This is a genomic window from Leptolyngbya sp. 7M (assembly GCF_018128485.1).
Genome location: NZ_CP070897.1, coordinates 3,836,126 through 3,858,181 on the forward strand (window position 1 = coordinate 3,836,126; position 22,056 = coordinate 3,858,181).

At 48.0% G+C, this 22,056-nt stretch carries 23 protein-coding genes and 1 pseudogene; 13 read left to right on the forward strand and 11 right to left on the reverse strand.

Annotation, left to right across the window (positions count from 1 at the left end):
- Window positions 1-20: 20 nt before the first annotated feature.
- The 3 genes from treY to groES all read right to left on the reverse strand — a co-directional run bounded on the left by treY (window position 21) and on the right by groES (window position 4,222).
- The gene (gene treY, locus JVX88_RS19405) at window positions 21-2,120 is read right to left on the reverse strand and encodes a malto-oligosyltrehalose synthase (RefSeq protein ID WP_317134391.1); all 2,100 of its coding nucleotides are present in this window, start codon (window positions 2,118-2,120) and stop codon (window positions 21-23) included.
- Window positions 2,121-2,479: 359 nt separating this feature from the next.
- On the reverse strand, window positions 2,480-3,826 hold the full coding sequence (gene groEL, locus JVX88_RS19410) for a chaperonin GroEL (RefSeq protein ID WP_263975607.1): 1,347 nt from the start codon (window positions 3,824-3,826) through the stop codon (window positions 2,480-2,482).
- A gap of 78 nt (window positions 3,827-3,904) precedes the next feature.
- The gene (gene groES / locus JVX88_RS19415; RefSeq protein WP_410503793.1) at window positions 3,905-4,222 is read right to left on the reverse strand and encodes a co-chaperone GroES; all 318 of its coding nucleotides are present in this window, start codon (window positions 4,220-4,222) and stop codon (window positions 3,905-3,907) included.
- A gap of 235 nt (window positions 4,223-4,457) precedes the next feature.
- On the opposite strand from groES, the gene JVX88_RS19420 reads away from it, so the two are divergent.
- Window positions 4,458-5,342, forward strand: coding sequence for an MOSC domain-containing protein (locus JVX88_RS19420; protein WP_211619810.1), 885 nt, complete (start codon window positions 4,458-4,460; stop codon window positions 5,340-5,342).
- A gap of 243 nt (window positions 5,343-5,585) precedes the next feature.
- On the opposite strand, the gene JVX88_RS19425 is transcribed toward JVX88_RS19420, so the two are convergent.
- A complete protein-coding gene (locus JVX88_RS19425) occupies window positions 5,586-6,395 on the reverse strand; it encodes a WecB/TagA/CpsF family glycosyltransferase (RefSeq protein WP_211619811.1) in 810 nt (269 codons plus the stop codon).
- A 924-nt stretch (window positions 6,396-7,319) separates the two neighbouring features.
- Here JVX88_RS19425 and JVX88_RS19430 point away from each other — a divergent pair.
- From JVX88_RS19430 to JVX88_RS19455, 6 genes and pseudogenes are all read left to right on the forward strand, one after another.
- Complete coding sequence (locus JVX88_RS19430) at window positions 7,320-7,769, forward strand: ATP-binding protein (RefSeq protein WP_036001992.1); 450 nt, start codon at window positions 7,320-7,322, stop codon at window positions 7,767-7,769.
- Window positions 7,770-7,954: 185 nt separating this feature from the next.
- On the forward strand, window positions 7,955-9,256 hold the full coding sequence (locus JVX88_RS19435) for an aminoglycoside phosphotransferase family protein (protein ID WP_211619812.1): 1,302 nt from the start codon (window positions 7,955-7,957) through the stop codon (window positions 9,254-9,256).
- Window positions 9,257-9,313: 57 nt separating this feature from the next.
- The gene (locus JVX88_RS19440; RefSeq protein WP_211619813.1) at window positions 9,314-10,372 is read left to right on the forward strand and encodes a CDP-glycerol glycerophosphotransferase family protein; all 1,059 of its coding nucleotides are present in this window, start codon (window positions 9,314-9,316) and stop codon (window positions 10,370-10,372) included.
- 94 nt (window positions 10,373-10,466) lie between these two features.
- Window positions 10,467-12,152 (forward strand): annotated as a pseudogene (locus JVX88_RS19445) (TonB-dependent siderophore receptor); the annotation flags it as partial.
- 158 nt (window positions 12,153-12,310) lie between these two features.
- The gene (locus tag JVX88_RS19450) at window positions 12,311-13,039 is read left to right on the forward strand and encodes an iron-siderophore ABC transporter substrate-binding protein (RefSeq protein ID WP_211619815.1); all 729 of its coding nucleotides are present in this window, start codon (window positions 12,311-12,313) and stop codon (window positions 13,037-13,039) included.
- 226 nt (window positions 13,040-13,265) lie between these two features.
- A complete protein-coding gene (locus JVX88_RS19455; protein ID WP_211619816.1) occupies window positions 13,266-13,958 on the forward strand; it encodes a response regulator in 693 nt (230 codons plus the stop codon).
- An 84-nt stretch (window positions 13,959-14,042) separates the two neighbouring features.
- Here the strand turns inward: JVX88_RS19455 and JVX88_RS19460 are convergent, their stop codons facing one another.
- Window positions 14,043-14,942 (reverse strand): helix-turn-helix domain-containing protein, encoded by a 900-nt coding sequence (locus JVX88_RS19460; protein WP_263975178.1) that lies wholly within the window; start codon window positions 14,940-14,942, stop codon window positions 14,043-14,045.
- A 197-nt stretch (window positions 14,943-15,139) separates the two neighbouring features.
- Between JVX88_RS19460 and JVX88_RS19465 the strand changes: the two genes are divergently transcribed.
- Window positions 15,140-15,595, forward strand: a complete 456-nt coding sequence (locus JVX88_RS19465) for an FMN-dependent NADH-azoreductase (RefSeq protein WP_211619817.1) — start codon at window positions 15,140-15,142, stop codon at window positions 15,593-15,595.
- 151 nt (window positions 15,596-15,746) lie between these two features.
- Here JVX88_RS19465 and JVX88_RS19470 read toward each other — a convergent pair whose 3' ends face one another.
- On the reverse strand, window positions 15,747-16,154 hold the full coding sequence (locus JVX88_RS19470; RefSeq protein WP_211619818.1) for a hypothetical protein: 408 nt from the start codon (window positions 16,152-16,154) through the stop codon (window positions 15,747-15,749).
- Between the two features lie 506 nt (window positions 16,155-16,660).
- Here JVX88_RS19470 and JVX88_RS19475 point away from each other — a divergent pair.
- Window positions 16,661-16,873 (forward strand): hypothetical protein, encoded by a 213-nt coding sequence (locus tag JVX88_RS19475; protein WP_211619819.1) that lies wholly within the window; start codon window positions 16,661-16,663, stop codon window positions 16,871-16,873.
- A 138-nt stretch (window positions 16,874-17,011) separates the two neighbouring features.
- Here JVX88_RS19475 and JVX88_RS19480 read toward each other — a convergent pair whose 3' ends face one another.
- Window positions 17,012-17,500: a hypothetical protein gene (locus JVX88_RS19480; RefSeq protein ID WP_211619820.1), complete on the reverse strand. Its 489-nt coding sequence runs from the start codon at window positions 17,498-17,500 to the stop codon at window positions 17,012-17,014.
- Between the two features lie 107 nt (window positions 17,501-17,607).
- The gene (locus JVX88_RS19485; protein WP_211619821.1) at window positions 17,608-17,868 is read right to left on the reverse strand and encodes a hypothetical protein; all 261 of its coding nucleotides are present in this window, start codon (window positions 17,866-17,868) and stop codon (window positions 17,608-17,610) included.
- Window positions 17,869-17,944: 76 nt separating this feature from the next.
- On the opposite strand from JVX88_RS19485, the gene JVX88_RS19490 reads away from it, so the two are divergent.
- A complete protein-coding gene (locus JVX88_RS19490; RefSeq protein ID WP_317134662.1) occupies window positions 17,945-18,109 on the forward strand; it encodes a LysR family transcriptional regulator in 165 nt (54 codons plus the stop codon).
- Here JVX88_RS19490 and JVX88_RS19495 read toward each other — a convergent pair.
- Complete coding sequence (locus tag JVX88_RS19495; protein WP_211619822.1) at window positions 18,054-19,310, reverse strand: peptidase U32 family protein; 1,257 nt, start codon at window positions 19,308-19,310, stop codon at window positions 18,054-18,056. The genes JVX88_RS19490 and JVX88_RS19495 overlap by 56 nt on opposite strands.
- 185 nt (window positions 19,311-19,495) lie before the next feature.
- On the opposite strand from JVX88_RS19495, the gene JVX88_RS19500 reads away from it, so the two are divergent.
- Window positions 19,496-19,735: a hypothetical protein gene (locus tag JVX88_RS19500; protein WP_211619823.1), complete on the forward strand. Its 240-nt coding sequence runs from the start codon at window positions 19,496-19,498 to the stop codon at window positions 19,733-19,735.
- A gap of 120 nt (window positions 19,736-19,855) precedes the next feature.
- Window positions 19,856-20,362 carry an orange carotenoid protein N-terminal domain-containing protein gene (locus JVX88_RS19505; protein ID WP_211619824.1) on the forward strand — a complete coding sequence of 169 codons (507 nt, stop codon included), beginning with the start codon at window positions 19,856-19,858 and terminating at the stop codon, window positions 20,360-20,362.
- Window positions 20,363-20,564: 202 nt separating this feature from the next.
- Here the strand turns inward: JVX88_RS19505 and JVX88_RS19510 are convergent, their stop codons facing one another.
- A complete protein-coding gene (locus tag JVX88_RS19510) occupies window positions 20,565-20,804 on the reverse strand; it encodes a hypothetical protein (RefSeq protein ID WP_211619825.1) in 240 nt (79 codons plus the stop codon).
- A 200-nt stretch (window positions 20,805-21,004) separates the two neighbouring features.
- On the opposite strand from JVX88_RS19510, the gene JVX88_RS19515 reads away from it, so the two are divergent.
- Window positions 21,005-21,361, forward strand: coding sequence for a hypothetical protein (locus JVX88_RS19515; protein WP_211619826.1), 357 nt, complete (start codon window positions 21,005-21,007; stop codon window positions 21,359-21,361).
- A gap of 24 nt (window positions 21,362-21,385) precedes the next feature.
- On the opposite strand, the gene JVX88_RS19520 is transcribed toward JVX88_RS19515, so the two are convergent.
- Window positions 21,386-22,036, reverse strand: coding sequence for a Uma2 family endonuclease (locus JVX88_RS19520; RefSeq protein ID WP_211619827.1), 651 nt, complete (start codon window positions 22,034-22,036; stop codon window positions 21,386-21,388).
- Window positions 22,037-22,056: the final 20 nt, after the last annotated feature.

Here is a 22,056-nt window from a genome sequence, read left to right on the forward strand (position 1 = left end):
ATTTTTGACCAGGATCGATCTCAGGAAGCAACTGCTAATTCGGCTGGTTGACGGCGCGGAATCTCGTAAGTAAAGAAGTCATGTGCCATCATCGTCCTGGGAAAAATCGCTTTTGCTTCGGCTAGCAAGTCATCGAGGACAATGGCATTTCCAGGGGCATAGCGGGGGCTGAAGTGGGTCATGATCAGCTGCTTCACCTGAGCCGCAAGCGCCACCTGAGCCGCCATCGTGGATGTAGAGTGCAGGCGCTGATAGGCCACCTCGGGCAATTCCGATAAAACATTTAAGCGGGTACGCACATCTTCGCCACGTTTGGTGTCGTGGGTAGCGGTGGCGTTCATAGCATGGGGCCACTGGGTGCAGCGGTTTTGGTTGAACGTATGGAAATCCTCTGCCGAAACGCCAAATTCACCTGGATTAGAACCCACCTCGTTGAGTGATAGCAGACGGTTGTAGACGTACATCACTGTATCTTCTACGCCTTTAGCCATTAGGGGGCCGGTAAACTGCTGCAAGCGCATAATGAAATGCAGCCACTGATCCTTATCCTCTTCAGTGAGGCGATCATCAAACTCCAGTGACAGAAACTTCTCGATGAAACATAGCTCATTGATGAAGTTGGGAATGTTTTCTTTGGCTTCTTCGATCACCTGTCGGATTAGTTCCTGATCAGCTTTGCGGGCACCTTCCTGGCTGATGTAAGTGCGGTACACTGGAAATAGCGTCAGGATTTCTACCAGCGCTCGCTTCAAGCCATACATGGTAAAGTCGCTAGCGTAGCGGTAACGGTCAGAAATTTGTTTTAGTAAGTGGGCTAGGTTGTCAATATCACCTGCCATATGTTTGCCAATAATCAGCCGTTTGTTCTCATCGATTAGAGCTTCGCAGGGGGTAGAGTTGCCGATGAACTGATAGTAAACAGCGCTGAAGTCAAGCTGATTGGCTTGCTGACAGAATAGGCCATTCACTTTGCTCATAAAGTCATAGCCAGTCGTGCCTTGAATCGACCAGTTAAGGGGCAGCTCTTCGTGCGGCTCAAGAATTTTTTCTACGATCAGGTAAACATCCGGTGAATGTTCCCGAATACGGCTAATGTATTGTACTGGATTATACAAGCCGTCAATGTGATCAACCCGCAGGCCCGTAAATTTACCTTGGCTCACCTGTTCTAGGATGAAGCGATGGGTCGCATCAAATACTTTTTCATCTTCTACTCGCAGTGAGATCAGTTCATTGACGGTAAAAAAGCGGCGATAGTTGAGTTCTTCGTTTCCCACTTTCCAGTAGGAGAGGCGAAAAAACTGTTCGGAGAGCAGACTATCCAACAGGTTAAAGCTCTCTGAGTTGCCTGGTTCACCGTTGAATACCTGAATGTTTTCTTCAATAAACTGTTTAACTTCAGGGCTGTCATTCCACAGTTCCCACAGCATTCGCTTGATAAATAAAATTTGATCATAGCGCTCTCTGCCTTCTTCTCCAGAAGGGATATACTTCAGCATATATAAAGCGCCGAGCAGCTTAACAAAATTGGGATGATTTCTGCCTAACTTCTCCCGCAAACGCGCTAGGTCATACATCAAAACATGGCTGTAGGACTCGATGCGGAGCGGAAAGCACAGATTGTAATAGTTGATCGATAGTCCACTCTGAGTATATTTGAGCTGCAACTCCCCGCTTTCTAAGCAATCTCCGTAGAACTTACCCAGGAATGGGGCTAGTACTCGTCCTTTGATGCCACCGTAGTAATGATTCCAATCGATGTCAAAAAAATCACGATAATGGGAATCTGGGCCGTTTTCCAGAACATCCACTAGCATGTAATTCTGACTATCGAATGCCATGTGGTTAGGGACAATATCCTGGAGCCAGCCAATGCGATGGTGCTTCAAATCTATTGACAGTGCCTCAAATCCTGCTGCTCCTCCCAACTCTGGATTAATTTCACTCGGATTGACCGAATCATAGCCGTGGGTACTGCCTGTTCTGGCCGTGAAAATGGGGGACGCATACAGGTCTGAAATTCCCAGTTCGGCTAGATAGGGCACGATGGCTTGAGCAGCTTGAAAATTGAATCCAGCGTGAAATTGGATTCGGTAGGTAGCTAGGGGAATTTGCATCATGGGTTTTGGGCTGCAACAGCTAGGGTTCAACAATTGGGGGATAAGTGACTTAACTTTTCAGGGATTAATTTCTTTGGGTTTACAAAGCTTACACTGAGCGGTAGCGCAAGCTATTTGATCGCCACTAGTGTGCGATGCTATTGACCGCTGTTGATATTGATCAATTGATATTGATCAATATTGATGTCCACTATTGATAAAAGTGAAATCTCTCAGCGACAACAGATTAGGAGTTAGCGTATAAGGAAGCATAGCGGGAAATCAACCCGTTGTCGTGGGGGAGGCTTCAGTGGCAAAGGTGAGTTTAATTACCATCTCCAAAGCAGCCTCTCCAAAGCAGCCTCCCAGCTTACCAGGTGCTATACACTACCATAGATGGCAACGCTTTCTGAACCGAGGATGAGCTGCTGTTCGGCAATCGTTTGATCGCGTTCAGTGGAAATCAGATCAGGCAAATCAGCCCCTATACCACCCCATTGTGGATCAGCAGAACTCAGCAGTTTTTTCCAGGTTCCAGGCGGTAGGGCCATCTTAATCGAACTAGGTTGGGTATTAAAGTTCAGCAGGCATAAAACCTGACTGTCGTGATGCCAGCGCCGCAGCTTCAGCACTTTCTCATCGGCCAGCACGGATACTTCTAAGCTTTGCCGATCGGCATGATTCAGGGCTGGTACTTCCCGCCGCAGCCGCTCGGCAGAGCCGGCACCTTCTACAATGGTTGTATTCTCTTTGTCGATCGTGATCTTCTTCGCACGGCCAAGATCTTCGAGCGTAACGCCTTCAAGCTTGATACCGAGATCTTCGGAGATTACCTTACCGCCGGTAAGGATAGCGATATCCTCAAGCATTGCCTTGCGGCGATCGCCAAAGCCCGGAGCTTTTACCGCGGCAACATTCAGCGTACCGCGAAGTTTATTGACAACGAGCGTCGCAAGGGCTTCACCCTCAACGTCTTCAGCGATGATGAGCAATGGTTTGCCCATCTTTGCAACTTGTTCAAGGATCGGCAGAAGATCTCGCATGTTAGAGATCTTCTTCTCATGAATAAGGATCACCGGCTCGTCAAGAACCGCTTCCATACGATCGGGATCGGTAACGAAATACGGCGAAAGATAGCCGCGGTCGAACTGCATACCCTCGACAACTTCAAGGGCTGTATCCATCGTCTTCGACTCTTCAACGGTGATAACGCCGTCCTTCCCGACCTTATCCATCGCTTCGGCAATGATGGTTCCGATCGTCTTATCGCCATTTGCTGAGACGGTGCCGACCTGCGCGATAGCGTCTCCGGAAACCGGCTTCGAAAGATTTGCGATCTCCCCGACAACCTTCTCAACGGCTTTTTCAATGCCTCGTTTGAGGGCCATCGGATTTGCACCCGCAGCGACCGTGCGGACGCCTTCTTTGAAGATCGCTTGTGCGAGCACAGTAGCGGTCGTCGTACCGTCACCAGCTACATCAGAGGTCTTCGAAGCAACCTCACGCACCATCTGTGCTCCCATGTTCTCAAGCGTGTCCTTGAGTTCGATCTCTTTTGCAACGGTTACGCCGTCTTTGGTGATGGTCGGTGAACCGAATTTCTTGTCGATAACAACATTGCGGCCTTTTGGTCCGAGGGTAACTTTTACCGCATCCGCAAGTTGATTTACCCCGCGCAGAATAGCCGCGCGTGAATCTTCTCCGTGAACTACTTGTTTTGCCATAATAATCTGTCTCCCAAAAGTAAGAGTGACGCCTTTAGGCGTTTTGTTTTGTCAAGAGTGGAACGGCTGAGGCCGTCGCTCCTACGCGGCTGCTCCCGCACGGCTGATAATGCCGAGGATCTCGTCCTCGCGCATAATGAGATATTCTTCACCATCGAGCTTGATCTCAGAACCGCTATATTTACCAAAAAGAACGCGGTCACCTGCTTTGACATCAAGCGTTTGACGCGTGCCGTCATCTTTATACTTGCCTTCGCCTACAGCGATAACCTCGCCTTCTTGTGGTTTTTCCTTTGCGGTGTCCGGGATGAAAAGTCCGCCAGCCGTCTGATTAGCGGTCTCTTCGATCCGGCGTATGATCACACGGTCGTGTAGTGGTTTTATGGTAGTTGCCATAATGGTTACTCCTTTGTAAATGGTCTTATTAGTAATAAGATATCGAATTGAGACGAAAGTCTTTAATAAGATTAGCACTCTCGCTCAATGAGTGCTAATTTACTAAACGCGGTTAAACTTGTCAATAGTGAACAGTGGGGTGTAGAAAACTTGATAATGATATTGTCATATTTTGCAAAACCCTCCGAAATTTCTGCCGTGGCTAATTTCGTCGACGAACGATGAATTCACGTATAGTGTGAAAGTTTCTGAGATAAATATTTATCCGATCAAATCTCTGGCTGGAATTCCTCTCGAAAGTGCGATAGTGGAAAGGCGTGGTCTGCGTTTTGACCGCAGATGGATGCTGACCGACAAGGAGGGGCTGTTTTTTACGCAGCGGGAGGTACCGGCAATGGCTACTATTGCTGTCGGTTTAACTGAAGGCGGTTTGGTCGTGTCAGCCAACGGATTTGAGGATATTCAAATACCGTTCGAGCCTGATCTTGGAGAACGGCTCCAGGTCCGGGTGTGGAGAAGCGAAGTTTTGGCAGAAGTATATCGCGGGGCGGTCAGTGAGTGGTTCTCGGATGTGCTTAGAAGAAATTGCAAGCTGGTGCGTATGCCTGAATACGCGGAACGGCATGTCAGTGAAAGGTTTGACCGGGGCGATGACATCGTGAGCTTTGCAGACGGCTATCCGCTTTTGCTTATCGGAGAAGGATCGTTGGCGGAGCTGAATGAGCGTTTACAGGGTCGTTATCATTCGGAAGAGTATGGAGAGAAGCTTCCGCTGCCTATGAACCGGTTTCGTCCAAATATTGTGGTTCAGGGAAGTGATCCGTTTGAAGAGGACGGCTGGGCACGGATAAAGGTCCGTGAGGCAATATTCCGTGTTGTAAAGCCATGTGCAAGGTGTGTTGTTACGACTGTTGATCAGAAACGCGGCGAATTTGATGGAAAAGAGCCATTGAAAACGCTTGCTGGGTTTCGGATGGCGAAAGATGTATTTCCCGATAAGTTTGAGGAGCTTGGCCAGACGGCGAATGCCGTGCTTTTCGGCGAAAATTTGATCCCGGACAACCCAGGAGCGTCCGTTCGTATCGGTGACGAGATCGAGATACTTGAGTCTCGCCGTTTATGACCTGAAAGGTCAACTTAGCCATGAAACTTGCTTATCAAACAGCGGCACTTCTGACAAGCCTGCTGTCAGCTCTGCCTTCTAGTTTCTAGAAAAGAACCATCGGTGCAGAGATATAGCAACTCAACATCGTATCAGTATTCAAGGTTCCCGTATTTTCCAGGTTAACTACCAAATTACCCTGAACGATAAACCATTCAGGGTAATAAGGATCCTTATGGAACTTCTATGTCTCTACAGCAGTTTCTAAATCAGCAAACTATCACATTTGACCGGGCTACTCGGCTTTTGCTCTTGTGGCTTGGCATCAGCAAAGGGTTCAACGTAGAGATCAAGAAGTTGCAGCAGGGCATACCAAAAAAAGGACGGTCCTTCAATCAAATAGCGCTTCCAAAGGCGACGCGGTTCTGAAAGCAGCCGATGTAGCCATTCCAGCCCCATCTCGCTGATCCATCGAGGCGCACGACTAACGTTGCCAGCCTCAAAATCAATGGTTGCGCCGATGGCCATAAAGATTTTGATGTTTTTGAATTGGTCACGATACTTGTAGATAAATTTTTCTTGCTTTGGAGAACCGACCCCAATCGCAAGTACGGTTGCTTCAGACTGGTTGACCAAGTCAATCAGCTTCTGACATTCAGCTTCATTATTCTCAAAACCATAGGATGGGGAATGGGCACCGACAATGATTTCTCGCCCAACTTTGGCATTGATGCGTCGTTGGGCTTCAGCCGCTACCCCTTCAGCCGCTCCCAGCAGGAAAATTTTGATATCTCTGTTGCTGCGGTGGTACCAGTAGAAGGCTGGAAACAAATCAGAGCCAGAAATTTTTTCGCAAATTGGTGAGCCAAGCAGTCGCGAAATGTAATAAAGAATTTTGCTATCGCAAGTGCGAAAATCTGCCGTGCTGTATGCTTCAAAGAACTCCCGATCTTTTTGCAGCCTGACCAAATGATCAACGTTAGGGGTAAACACAACTCCTTGATTCAGTTTCAGCAGCAGCTCTGCCATTGTCAGGTTGTCAATTGTCGTATTCAGTAGTTTGACGCTGCTCATCTAAAACACTCCTCTCAACCCGTTTCTATCAGTTTCGTTAACCGCTACTGAATTCAATCAGTGACCTTACAGAGGCTGCCTTCTGCTCGAATCAAGCCCATCAGGAGCAGTATGTCTGCATTTTTGTTACATAAAGCTCTACAACAATCACCGCAGAATTACTGAAACCGACGTTTGAAACTAAGCATTAAATACCAAACATTACCAAGTTACTAAAACTTAAGTTAGATGCCGCTGAACTGCTTGTGCTGTGTCCTCTAGAGTTACATTTCTGCTGCAAAAATGCCAGCTTCCAGCGGCAAGTTTACTGAAACCTCACAACTCAATGCTGTCAACAGCTAGCTGCCTGATGAATTCAATCCGTATCTTCTCGAGTTAGGGCGTCAATTCACGAAGAAGCAACCCTCGCTTCTTCACAGAAAATTCACACTTCTTTCTATTTCTAGCTAACTTTTAACTCTATGCTCGCCTCTAGCCTAGGAAGGCAGCAATTGGCCCAGGAAACTATTGGCCCAGGAAACTAGCAATAAACTGGAGAGATAAATTTGTAACACAAACGGAACAAACTGTACTGTAGCTGTTACCTGTTGCTGTAATGATAGGGATTCATCTTGATAGGTTTATCCACTTGATAGGTTTATCCACAAACTAGCCGCAGTGTCAATAGTAGGTTAGTAGTACAGATGTCGGTCCTACGGGGGCCGAATCATAGCCGAAGACGCCGTTGGCAATATGTTACTATGGGGGTATCCCAGTGGGTAGAGCCTCAAAACTCGCCTTACTTCAGGATTTGCACTGTTACAAATCGAAATGAGGCGTAATGGCAAATTCATTTAGGTTTACGGGGAATTTCCCTGATTGGCAGGGGCAGTCTAATCCTTGCACTGAGCAATTAATCCACTTGAAGGCTTTGAGGTTGTCTGAGTGATTGCTATTTCACTACGCCCAACTAGTCGTAAGTGGGGCACAGTTAGTTTCGCCTCTACCCTGCACTTATGTCCGGTTCTAGATCTGTTGGTTGCTGATGTGCCGCCCAAATGGCAGCCCGATGTGCGCTTAGGTTTACAAGAGGCGCTTGTGAATGCGGCCAAGCATGGTAATAATCTGGATCCTAGTAAAACCATTCTTGTCGAATTCTTTGTCCTAGAGGATCAGCACTGGTGGGTAATTTCGGATCAGGGAAATGGATTTGTTCCCAGTTGCTCCACCAACCTCGACGACAGCAAGACGGATATTAACGATATTGATGAATGCGGGCGAGGGTTATACATCCTTCACCAAATTTTTGACCAAGTCCATTGGAATGGTGCGGGAACCGAACTCCGCCTCTGTAAACAGGTTAGGAGCCGCACAAGGCAGCCCTTAGTTCGTTGAATTGTTGAATCACTGATCACGCTTACGTGAGCATCAATCTGCCTGAGTTGGCGCTTTAGCACTCCTCTGACTGTACCAGGCTTGTAGCGCTAATTGGTGCACTTCACGCCAAGGCAAGTTATGCTGCTGAGCGAGCTGATCACGCTGTCCAGCAAATTAATCACCCTACAGCCATTGAACCGATTTTGATCGATACCTGGAATCACTGGTTAGGAGAGATGCCCCAAAGCCTCAAAGTGAAGCCAATTTTGACATACTACCGTCCGTTTAATTGCGCCCGCGTGGTCGCAGAGGTAACGGTATTGACTAGCAACGCTGCGGAGCCGCTGATATTGCATATGTTTTTTCACAGCTTCGCGGATCCGGACAAGGTTCGTCACCAAGTTAACAAGGGTTACGAACTAGCAGTCCCTCCCAACGCTGTCTTGCCCGTTTTTGCAATCGATGCTTGGCAAACCGTGGTTTGGACATTGCCCCATGCCCCATGCCTACCCGAACTGACCGAACTCCTGCGGCCTGACTACTTCTGCCCGCTGCTGATTGCTCCGGATGATCTGCCAACCAATCTAAACGACTATCCGGCCCCGCAAATTTTCCGCTATGTGCCGTTCAAACGCGCCATCCTGACTTGGGACGCTCCCAATGGCAAGCATCGCTACTTCGTCAAACTCTGCCAGGAACTGGAGTTCACTCAAGTCGTTGCTAACTTTCAGCAGATCTATGCGCAATCAGCTCAGCTCAGCTTCAAAGTGCCAGAACCCATTGCGGCTGATCCTGTATCTCGGACCTTTTCGATGCGGGCACTTCCCGGACAGCAGTTTACGACGGTGATGTGCCAAGCTCGACCCCAACTAGAACCCTTCAAGCGAGTCGGACAAGTCTTAGCAGAACTCCACCAAGCTGATTTGCATCCCACTAGCGTTTGGACACCTGCAAAGGAATTCAGACTCTTCAACATCGCCATGGCGGACGTGAAGCTGGCACTGCCCCATTTAGCCCCATCGATCGATTGGATTAGCAATCAACTGACTGAGTTAGCAAATCACATTGATTTTTCCAGCTCCTATCCTATTCACGCCAATCTGTTCGGTGATCAGATTCTCTACAGTGGCGATCAAATTGGCATCGTTGATTGGGATACCTTATCCTTGGGTGATCCTCATTACGATATCGGACGATTGATTGCCCACTTTCTATACTTAGCCGGACACGAGCAGCTTGCAACTAAAACCGTTAAAACCTGCATTGAAGCGCTACTGGAAGGCTATGAATCAGCAATCACCTGGAAGCTTGATCGCACCTGTTTGGCTTGGCATGTGACGATGCAAATCCTGCTACGCGGTAAGATTTCCTCGCTGCGGAAATTACCTCCCCATTGGCAAGAGGATTTGGAGTTTGTCGTGGCTGAAGCAGAATGGCTGCTGGCAGGCTGTAGTCAATACATTGTGCTACCGCCGCTTTCCCAATGTTTTATCGCTGCATCGTAATTTTTTGACCTGACAATGCTCTTTCCTAACTGTCTCTAAGAAGGATACCTTGTTACTATGACCACCAAACGGATTGCTTTCTATCTTCGCTCTTGCGGTAACTTGCATTACTTCGCTGCGATTAAACCCTACCTAAACTACTTTGTCCAGGCAAATCATCACCAGGTTTTTCTCGTTGTTACTCAAATCAACGAAGATTGTTTGCAAAATCCAGAGTATGCAGGATTCACCCACCTATTTACCACCCATTGTGACCTAGATAGCTACGATCTCGTCGTCACACCTTCCTTCCTGCGGCCAGAGGAGCGCAGCGACCGGACTCCGGCGGTTCAGATCTTTCACGGCATGTCCGATAAACCGTTCCCCTACGAACGCGACTTCAGCAACTATCTTCTCTGTCTCTGTGTAGGGCAACGCCAAGTCGATCGCCTCTTGCAAACACCTTGTAATCAAACAATGCAATGGACACTGATTGGCTATCCCAAGTTTGATCACCCTCCGACGGCTGCGCCATTGTTTGAGAATAATCGCAAAACGATCATCTACTGTCCTACTTGGCGGAAGGAAAACATTAGCTCTATCGAGATCTTTCTCGACCACACCGATGTCATCGCCCAGCTCACCCAAGATTACAATCTGATTGTCAAACCCCATCCCAATCTCTTCAACCCCGATCGCCAGTTTTATGATCCCAGTATTGTTGATCGCTTGCAGCAGCTTCAGCAGTTGCCCAATCTGAAACTGATTCGCTCTGGCAACGTGATGCCCTGGTACGCCCAGTCGGATCTATTCATTGGCGATATTTCTGCGGCAGGCTACGAATGGCTCTATTACAACCGCCCGATGTTATTTCTGAATCCCCAGCCCGGTGTGCTGCAACCGAGCACGGATGTTGCGTCCATGACATACCTCTGGCAATGCGGCCCAGTCTGCCATGATATGCGGCAGCTCAAGTCTTTGGTGGAGGCTAACCTAGCCGTCGATTCTTATCAAACCATGCGTGAATCCCTGTTGCACTATAGCGTCTTCAATCCTAGAGATAATCAAGCGACCCAGCGCGGCATTGCGGCAATTGAACGCCTTTTGTCTCGGCAACCCTCAATGGTTCATATATAAGTACCTCGGCATAATTAAAAACCAGATTCAAAACCATGCAGCGCCTGCTGCGCAGGGTTTTGGGTTTTATGTTTAATTATGCCGGGATGTAGCCAATGTAGAACGGGTGGAATTCTTGCGTGGACCAGCCTCGGTGCTCTATGGAGGTGGGTTTTCCTTTAGTGGTGCAGTAAATACCGTAACGAAACGTCCGCTGCCCGAACCGCGCTATCAAGTTGAGGGCATCGTTGGCAGCTATGATTTCTACCGCTCCACGCTGGATTTCACCGGACCGCTCAACGACGATGCAACGGTGTTGTATCGGTTAAATGTTGCCTACGAAAACGCCGATAGTTTCCGCGATTTCAACCGCAGTGAAAGCATCTTTGTAGCTCCAGTGATTAGCTGGGATTCTAATACCGGCACGCGGTTGACCGTTGGGCTTGAATATCAAGACTACAAATATGCTTACGATCGCGGCTTACCGCCAATTGAGGCATCCTTTGACGTACCGATTAGCCGCACCATTATTGAGCCGGATTTTAATGACGCTGAATTTGATTCAGTGCGCTTATTCTATGACTTTGAGCATGAATTTAGCGATCAGTGGCGCATCCGCAATGGATTGAACGTCTCGAGTGTGCAAGGTGGGATTGAAGAGGTTTCGCTAGGCAACTTTGATACGATTCTGGAGCCGGATGGCCGCACGTTAACCCGCAGTTCCAACCGCACGGACGAATCCCAATTCAACATTGCCATGCAGACTGAACTGATCGGGGAATTTCAAACCGGATCGATCGAGCATAATTTGCTGTTTGGGGTTGAACTGGCGCGTTACCGTTTTGCCTATAATTTCTTCAGCGCCCCAATTGGTCCAATCGACTTTTTTGACCCAGACTATGGTGCAGGGCCGGGAGAATTTGAGCCGAACTTTAACGAGGAATACGGCTCAGATAACGTTGGCATCTATCTGCAAGACCTGATCTACCTCACGCCCGATCTGATTTTGTTAGCAGGCGGACGATTCGATTGGAGTGACACCATCTACCGCGATCGCAACACTAACACGATTAATAACGAACAATCCGAAACCAACTTTGCGCCACGCTTAGGTCTTGTTTATCAACCGACAGATACCACCTCGCTGTACTTCAACTGGTCCAACTCCTTCAATCCCGAAGTCTTCAGCCGCAGCCGCACCGGAGAAGCCTTTGAACCCCAGCGAGGCGAGCAGTTTGAAGTCGGCATTAAGCAGGACATCACTGACGATCTCTCTGCCACCTTAGCGCTCTATCATTTGTCGCGGCAGAATGTATTGACCACCGATCCGGAAGATGCAAATTTTAGTGTGCAAACCGGCGAGCAAGTTAGCCGCGGCGTTGAATTTGATGTTACGGGTGAAATTCTGCCGGGTTGGAACATCATTGCCAGCTATGCCTATACCGATGCCTTTGTGAGCGAAGACAACAGCATTCCTGAAGGCGATCGCTTGGTGGGAGTGCCGCGAAATAGCGCCAGTTTGTGGACGACCTATGAGATCCAATCCGGCAGTTTGGAAGGGCTGGGCTTTGGCTTAGGACTCGTCTATGTGGACGAACGAGAAGCCCTCTTGCCCAATACAGGGTTGACGTTGCCCTCCTACTTCCGCACCGATGCCAGCCTTTTCTACCGCCGGGATCGCTACCGATTCGCCATCAATATCAAAAATTTATTTGACACCGAATACTACAATAGCCAGGGCTACTTCATTGTTCCCGGTGCACCTCTGACGATCCTAGGTTCAGTTGCGGTGGAATTTTAGGGAGAAATACAATGATTCGTTGGATAATATCTTTTAGTTACTTTGCTAAATGCTATTTAGCATCCTTAAAATATGTATTCGTGTTTCTCCTAATTGTAGTATTGAGCGTAGCTTGTGCTGGTCCACCTTCCTCAGGGGTTCATAACTCTGATTGCCGCATGATTCAACATGCGCTTGGCCAAACCTGTGTTCCGAATCAGCCGCAGCGAGTCATTGCATTGAGTGTACCTACATTAGGCAATGCGCTGGCGCTAGGGGTTAAACCCATCGCTTCCCTGGTTTACTTTGATGATCCGCCTCCCTATCTGGCAAAACATCTAGAATCGATTCAGATACTTGGCAAAGAAGAACAGCCCAATATTGAAAAAGTATTGGCATTGAAGCCCGATCTGATTATTGGCATCAAATATGCAACGGAAGCGATTTATCCTCAACTTTCTCGGATCGCACCCACGGTAGTAGATGATTGGGAGGGATATCCCTCGTGGCGAGACCATTTTGATTTTGTGGCTAAAGTGCTGGGGAGAACCGAAGCAGCAAAACAGGTCTGGGCAAATTACTATCAACGCATTGAGGCTTTGAAGTCAGCCCTGGGAGATCGACTGCAAGACCTGGAAGTTTCATTTGTGCATATCTGCTGTGGCACGATCGATATTGACTCAAAAAATTCATTCAATGGCAGCATTCTTGCCGATGTTGGAGTAAAGCGACCTCCCTCCCAAGCGGCTCCCATCGCTGGCGGAATCACTTCCCTTTCAGAGGAAAGGTTAATGGATATTAATGGAGACATTCTATTTGTGGCAACCGAGGGGGAAGCATCGCTCCGAAAATTGACAGAACTGAAACATCTGAGCGATGCCAGACACAACCCCAAAATAACAAGATAAGCACCAATCTTGCTCTCTGGCTCAGCAAACTTGGCAAATTGCTTGCTGCTCTTCTCATCAAATCCGATGAGATTCAAGTCTGGCAGCGAACTCGAAGAAACGGTGAAGTCTGGTGGTATGCTTACAATCCAAAAACTCAACACTCTGGCGTCTTTGCCTCTGAATCGGACCTGCGAGTATGGATTGAGCGGCAATATCATGTTTAATATGATCAGGATAGAACGTAATGTACAAAGACTGTTCTATATCAGCCCCAAGTGCTACTTCTGTAATCCGTCTGCTTTTGGTCGATGATCAGGCATTGATTAGGCATGGGCTGAAAACCATGTTGGAGTTAGAAGCAGATTTACAGGTTGTTGGCGTCGCAAGTAACGGAACCACTGCAATTGAGCAAGTTTCGGCTCTACAACCCGATCTAGTATTGATGGATGTGCGTATGCCGGAGATGGATGGTCGAGCAGCGACGCGCGCTATCTGTCAGCAGTTTCCAGCAGTCAAAGTTCTGGTGCTCAGCACCTTTGATGACGATCAATATATTGTTGACGCAATGCGAGCAGGAGCAAAAGGATACCTGCTGAAAGATATGCCGGTTGATGAATTGGCGCAAGCTATTCGGCTAGCCCATCGTGGCTATACTCAGATAGCACCAGGATTGATGGAAAAGTTGATAGCGAACTCATCGGGAGCGCAAATGGTTCCATCACAACAGATTCTCGCTGCTCTGGCCACTCTCACACCGCGTGAACGAGAGGTGCTGTATTTAATCGGAGACGGTTCAACCAATCGGGAAATTGCTGAAAAGCTCTACATTTCTGAAAGTACCGTGAAAACCCACGTCATGCATCTGTTTAGTCGTCTGAACCTGCGCAATCGGGCACAGCTTGCCATCTATGCCAACTCAGTCGGTCGAATTCTCTAAAGTCACAGTCATCTGTCTAAATCTACAATTTGAAGTCGATGAAAGCGGCATGAATTGGATACTCTCCACGGATGTAGTTGATCATTACACAATTCTGTAGTCGTTAGGCGTCATTCCAGTCAATTTCCGAAACTGCTGGCTTAGATGGCTATGACTACTAAAGCCGCATAGGAGAGCAATCTCCAGGATGGATTGATCGCTATGCTTTAGCAACTGCTTGGCCCGTTCGATGCGCTGCTGAAGCAAATACTGGTGAGGAGTAAAACCAATAGACTGTTTGAATCGATGACTGAGATGCGACTGACTAATTCCCAGCAGCGTTGCTAAATCTGCCAGCTTGATCTCCTGGTTGAGATGATCGTCAATATACTCCAGGATCTGCGAGAGTTGACGTTGCGGCAACCCAATCTCATACAGAGTTAAGTCAGGCTTAGATACAGCATATTGCCGGAGTAGATGCACGGCCAGCACATTCGCCAGGGATTCAATGTAAAGTTTGCCTCCCACATTTTCCTGTTTGAGTTCAGATAGTAGCATTGTCCCAATTGCCTCAAGTTGGGGATCGCGAACCTGGAACTCCAGACGTAGCTCTAACTGATCTGGATCTGTCGCAATGGTTTCTCTGGCAATGTTTTGAATAAACTGTGACGCAATCCGAATCTGCAAACAATGGTCGTCACTCTCCCAACGGGCAAAGTGTGGCATTTTGGCAGGGGTGAGCGAAACGTCTCCTCTGGATTGCAGCCCTACATAAGTTCTGCCGCCCTTGATTTGCAGCAGGCGAACTGGACGGGGAGCCATCGACAGACAAATGGCATGCTCATCGTTGAAATGGTGGTGCTCTTCTCCGGGAGGATGCTGAAACTGCTCAACCACAATATTTTCCCAGCCCTGTGATCGACTTGACAGGATTGGCAGGTGAAGCAATTTAACTGGATCGGTAGCAATCCGTTGCAGGTAACTCGAAGAGAACGGTTTCATCATACAAACCCAATTCATCTAGTTCTAATTCTATTTACTTTCGGAGAGTTTTTAGTGGATAGCCTGAAAACTGATTGCAAGATTTCGATAGTTGTGCAGGATTTTGATAGTTGAGTCATAAAGGGTTTGCCTAGACTAAAACGGTAACTCATGCACGCTAAACATTTCACACACTTCAACTCAACAGGAGATTGATAACAATGGTACATTTACTGCACATTGATGTAAGTCCGCGTGGGGAGCGATCGCACTCTCGTCGCATGACCAGAGAGTTTGTTGAGCAATGGAAACGGATCCATCCCAACGATACGATTACTTATCGGGATATTGGTCGCAATCCTATTCCTCATGTCGATGAATCCTGGATTGCTGCTGCATTTTCACCACCGGAACAATACACGTCTGAACTGCGCGAAGCAATTCGCTTGAGTGATGAACTCGTCGATGAATTCTTGGCGGCTGATGTCTACGTGATTGGTGTACCAATGTACAACTTCAGTGTTCCCAGCGTGTTTAAAGCTTATATTGACCAAATTGTGCGAGTCGGACGCACCGTTGCCTTTGAACCTAATGATACTGCCAACGTGTTTAAGCCGTTAGTGCTTGTCTGCTCTAGCTGGAGCGCAATTAACTCTAGCGCTTTTCCTTCTAAATAGATCCGCTTCGTTAGTCCCTGATACGGGCAATTCAGAATTTGCATTAATGCCCGCTGCATCGCCGGAGTGGTTGTGTGCGGTTGAAAAAAGTGATGGTTGTTTTCCTCAAAGATCGGGTCTAACTCTGGCTCCAGTAAGTCCTTTCGATCGGCTACAAATGACTGGAAAACCGAGGGATCAACGTGAATATCCACCTCCAAGACTCGTCCTGACCACTGTATCCATTGATTTTTTGACTGTCGAATCTGCGGATCAGATAGTTTTGTCCAGGACTCACCTCATACCCGTTCGCATGTTTAAAGTTGGAGGACAGTTGGAAAACCATTTCGAAACCTCCAATCTCATAGCAATCAAAGTTTTCAACCCGCAAATCGTCGTGAAAGGTGTAATCATGCAGCGTTAGAGAAATTCCATCCCGAAGCTTAATGTCCCGCCAATGACCACAGCCCAGCGAGCGCGGATACTCGGCCCTCCACTCAAACGCTCCTAGAAGCCGCGCATTCTCATCCGCCTCTTGTCTAAGCTGCTCGAACTCTGCGCCTGAAATGGTGATAGTCATGTGAGTCTATCTCGATTCTTTACTAATGCTAGCGATCGATTTAATAAGAATAATCTCATTAATGGAGCATATCAAGGGATTTGATTGATGTAAAGCTAAGGGGTGAGCCAGCCGAACCGAGTTTTGAGTTTGTAGGCTGTGTCTGTGAAGTTGTTTGAGTTGAGCGGGTAGTTCTATTGGAGGCAACATTCACACACTGTTAACAATTACAGCCACCTGCTTGTATTTCTCAACGCTTTGGTTTATGCTTTGCGATACTAGTTTTTCTCGGTCCCGAAGAGGGTTAGTGGGCCGCTCAAGGCAGGCTAATCGGGGCGCTGATCCAAAAGTGTTAGCGCACTTAAGGACCAGCTCACCTGACTCTCTGAGGTCACCAGAGAGCAAGGCTGTGTTGATTGTACTGTGCAACGGTACTGTCTAGGCAGCCTCGTTTGATGCGTCCTGTAGTCAGGCATGGTGCCTTGAGCGATTTCTTTACCGAAATCAAACAAACGAGGCTAAACCGAATGAATACCGAATGTAACGAATCACGGACCGTGATCGATCACACTTACGGAGACGATAGAGCACAGATCTGGATTATTGGTACTCGCGACCAGGTGATTCATCAGATGAACGAGTTCTATGTCCGCAATCTGGTGCCGGACCGAGCCAGGTTCACGCCGATCATTCCGGCTCCCTTTGCCAAAGGCAAGTACATGACGGTGCTGGAGCGCTAAACGCTAAGCTAGGGTTACCCCATATATAGATATAGATATAGCGGTATACCACTCTGCACCTGAATGAGATGCATGCTAGTGGATACCGCTACCTATGCTAAGAAAAACGCTCGTCCAGAGCTGAGTTCACTTCTATGGCTATTCATAGTAGCGACGTTCGAGCCACTGATACACATCTTCTTCCGAATAGAAGGTGTGGTGACGATCGCTCATCGGGTCATAGACCTGCCAGAGGGGTTGGCCAGAACGGTCAATTTGCTGCTCGACTCGTGGATCGGTATTGGGCGTAACCAGTGAGTGCCAGAGGTGGCTGAAGAAGGTCGCCCATTTAGGTGACTTGGTTGCGCTCTGTTCGGATTGATCGGGTTGGTTCGTGTCAAGCTGATTGGCATCGACAAAATAGTATCCTGTCATCGGTTGCCAATAGTCAGAATGGTCAGAAGGAGCTTGACTGGTGCCGTTACTTTCGGCATTCACAAAGTAATAGTCAATCATAGGATGGGAGTATTCGCGATCTACCTGGTCCGAGGTGGGTTGCTGGTGCCGATCGCTAACTTGAGTTTGGTTTGGGTGATTTGGTGTTTGGAATAGAAACGCCACAATGGGCTGGAGATGAGTTTTCAGCATCGACTGATCCTCCTCACTAAAGAATTCTGCGCTATTTTCTGCGCTTGGTTTATCGGTTTTGCTGCGAAATGCTGATGCTGTACTGGGCTAATCGCCTGAGTACCGTCCTACCGCACTTTCCCATCGCAGCAGTAGAGCAACTGCATCAAAGCCTCAAGGCTGGCGCATCTCGTCGTCACAGATGCAACTCCTCTTGATTCCACTGTAGTGGTTTGGCGCTTCCGCAACAAAAAGTAATATTCATCAAATGCATGAATAAAATTCATGGCTAAAGTGGGAATAAAGACCGTTGATTGCAAAACAATTGAGCATACTTGTTTAAAGTCCTGCCAGACTTTAAGACAGGTCTTTTTAAAGTCTGTCGCCAAAATCTTCCGCCGCGCAGCTCTTGTTACGGGTTGCGATTGAACCTTCACAATGCATTCAGCACAGCTAGAGGAACCCATGAATTTAGAAGCGATCAAACTATCTCAGTTACGAATTCTGGTTGCGGTCGCAAACTGTGGCAACTTCAGCGAGGCAGCATTGCAGCTCGGCATTTCTCAATCGGCAGTCAGTCATGCAGTCGCCAGTTTGGAAGAGGATCAACATCCCGACGGCCAAAGCTGAGCTGGGTTTCTCTGCCTCGTTGTTCTACTGCATAAATGCGTCCGCCCTGTTCGTTGGCTTGTGGATTACCGTGATCGAACACGACGCCATCGCCCGGTTTTGCAGGAGCTTGGAGCTGTACACTAACATAATCCTTGCCAACCTGTTTTACTTCACCCAAATATACGCCGCGCTTTTTCCCAAACCGAGCATGTACTAGCGCTTGATTATTGATACCATCAAACCAGCCGGTATATAAACCACGAGAAAATGCCATTTCTAATCGATAGTGTTCCTCCGGTGTAGCCTGATAGTAATTCGATTCACGACTGGCCTGATCGGATTGAAATGACTCCATTACCCGATCAATAGCCTGACGGTAAACTTGAGTGACATTTGCAACATATTCAGGTGTTTTCAGTCGGCCTTCAATTTTGAGGCAGCTCACACCTGCTCGAACCAATTCTGGTAGCACTTCTAACCCCGCTAAATCCTGGGGACTCAGTAAGTATTGCCGATCACCCAAAGGAACTGGCTGCCCGTCTGCTATCAACTGATAAGTCATGCGGCACGCTTGGGCACATTCACCCCGATTAGCTGAGCGTCCGCCTAGGGCTTCGCTGGTCAAACATTGTCCAGAGTAGGCAACACAAAGCGCTCCGTGCACGAAGACTTCTAACGGCAGCGATATTTCGGCATTGACTAACTGCTGCTGAATTTTATTGATTTCTTTAAGGGAGCACTCTCGCGCTAGTACTACGAGCTGACAGCCTAATGCTTGGGCAAACTCAACACCTGCGGTGCTGGTAATGGTCATCTGGGTAGAGGCATGAATAGGAAAATCAGGCGACAGATGGCGAATCAGCCGACAAATTCCCACATCCTGCACGATGATGGCATCCACACCGTTAGCGATGATCGTGCGTAAATAGTGCTCTGCCTCAACTAACTCCTGCGGAAATACCAACGTATTCAACGTCACGTAGCCTTTGACGCCACGCCGATGTAGAAACGCCATCAGTTCTGGCAAATCTGCCTCGGTGAAGTTATGGGCACGCATGCGGGCATTGAAGCGGTCCAACCCAAAGTAGATCGCATCAGCTCCATTCTCGACCGCCGCTTTGGCACAATCCCAGTGCCCGGCAGGAGCCAACAGCTCTGGAGTCAACCGGCCTGCATTGGGTGGGGTAGCGGTGGATCGAGCAGAGTGGGTGGGGTTCATGGGTGCTGGCAGCGTTGGAATGCGGAGTCCATTAGCTATGATATCGAGTCTGGGAGGGAAGTGCGTGGTTGAGCCAAGTCGCTAGCTGGAAAACACGCCTTAAGGTAGTTCTCTTAAAAACAGAAAATTCTTAAGCTGATAGCAAGCTAATGTGAATTGATTTGTAAATTAAGCGAGTACAACATATGAATGATGCTAATCACGACCAGGTGACAAATCCTCAATCATCTAGTTCAGAGGCCCAAGATTTAGAGATTAAGGACAATCAACTGATCGATCCACGAGAGTTAGTATACCGGGGTGGATACAGTGGCAATCCGCGAGAAATTGTTGAGAATCCTGCTGTTGCACCCGAAATGGTGGAGCAAGCACCGGAAGATCTGCGGGATGATTTGATGCCGAAGGAAAAAAGTGAAGATGAGTAAGCTAGAGTTCTTCACCGTTTAACTTCTCTCTGGAGTCAGGTCGCAGTCTCTCTCTTTAGTAGGTCACAGTCAAGATGCATCCCTTGTTACAGTGACGGTCAGTGAATTTGGAGGATAACAATGACCTACACCGCATCAAATTCTCATACTGAGCTGGTACAAGCATTTCAGAATCTGGATGTAGATCAGCAGCTAGCTTTGTTCTACTTCGTCTACAGGGAAATGGGTGGATCTGTTACGCCTGCGGCTCCAGCAGCTAGCACCGTTTCCCCCGAGATTGCCGAGGGTTTGTTCAATCAGGTGAAAGAGTTGTCCCAGGAGGAGCAGTTGCAGCTTCAGCGGGATTTGATTACTCACAAAAATACCCAACTTACCCGCGAATATGGTGCTCTCAGCGATACAACAAAGCTTCTATTCTGGTACCTGCTGGCCCAGGGCATGGACAACGGCACTATCATTCCGATGCCGGCTGATTACCAACTGAGCGGTGAGGCTAATAATCTATTTACTCAGATTAAGGGGCTTGAGTTTAATCAGCAAATTACTTTGTTCCGCGACATTGTTTCGCCGATGGGCATTGCTCCTACAGCTACGGGAATTGAACAGGATCAGGCCACAAGACTATAGGTTCAAACCTCCAGGTTTTAGGATGACTGTGACGTAGGAGTGCTTTCAGCAATGAATTAGGAAGGCTACGTCATTAAACATCATCAATCTGATAGGAGTCTCACTTAATTTCTGGTGGTAGGTTATCTACCTGCTATGGATGGGTTTCTATGTCGTCCCGGAATTCTTCCGCATTAGCAAGTCAGATGCTTGCCACCAGAACTTAGCGGCTTAAACCCTTCAGCTGTAGATTGTGCGCAGATTGCGTCAGGTTCACTTTATATACTGCCATGGTTTCGGAGCCATTGCTTTCTCGAATTGCGCCGTGTCCGCTGGGGGTGCCTCCAGCCAGTTCAGTTGAGTTCCAGCCGCGTTTGCCATCGGTACCCACAGCCAGCTTAAGCTGACCAATCCGACCAGCAAAATCACCAGCTTCATCGAAAATTGGACTACATACCTGCACAATTTCATTAGCAGCAACCGCAAAACGTCTTGTCTATCTTTTTTAGTTTGCACAATAACTTTTTGCACTATAGAATTTACTTCGCGGGCCGTCAATCTGAGCTGTGGGGCAAACTCTAACCTGGGTCAGACGTAGTTTTGGTGCGGTCGCTTTACCTTGAAAGCAATCACACTAACAGCCCACACCGCTACGAAACCGCTATGAAAAAGCTATCTGCCCTAGTCACTATCGGCCTGCGTTATTTGCTGATAATTAGCGTCATGCTGCTGCTGGTTTTTCTGCCGCTGAATCGTTTCGCTGCCTACGCAGACAATCACAATCCTCTAGATCAGCGCCACCCTTCCAAGGAGCACTCGATTAAAGACAGTACTTCGTCCGATCTATCCGATATTCCCAACCTAGACCAGATGGATTACGAAGTGTTCGAGGAGCATATTGGCGATATTCCCAATGACCGGAAGCCGCTCTTCAATACCGACAATCCCAAACTGCAAATCAAAGACAAAACCCCCGGTAGCGACAAAACTATCACCACCGAGGATTTGCAGAAATCATAGCTTGAATCATAGCTTAAACATAACCTATGAGACTTTTGTAGTTTCTCTTACCCACTGCCGAAAGGCTTTCATAGTGGCATTCCGACCTGCTGTTCTGCTCTGTTCTAAATATCGAAGAATTGCTTCCTTTAACGGCATTGCTGGAAAGGTTGGGCTGTCTTCAACTTCTATATACTTCCCCTGTTGCAGTACATTGATCTGTAACTTTCCTTGGTCGAATCGCCACAGCTCGGGTACTCCGAGCGCTTGATAGATGTTTGGATGAGTGCGAGAAGTAATATCAATTTCCAGAGCCAAATCAGGCGGTGGATCAACCGTCAAATCCAGCCGTTTTTTGCCGCGAATCACTGATTCATTTTGAATGTAGAAGCACTGATCTGGCTCAATCCCTTTGAGCATGGCCTGGTTCTTATAGGTGGTTGAACCCAAACTCCTGAATTCAACATCCAACTCTTCTAATAAAGCTTTGATCAAATCTCCAATAATTTCCTTATCATCTTCGTGCTCAGGTAAGGGAGTCATGATCTCCAAAATTCCGTCCTCGTAGGCAATTCGAGCCGCTCGATGCTCTCCCAACTCCTGCAAAATCAGCTCAAACTCTTGCCAACTTACGTCATGTAATAACATCCGCTGCCCTGGCGGAATGCTCAATCGGCTCAGTTCCAGCAACACCATGCAATCCTCCCATCAAGCGG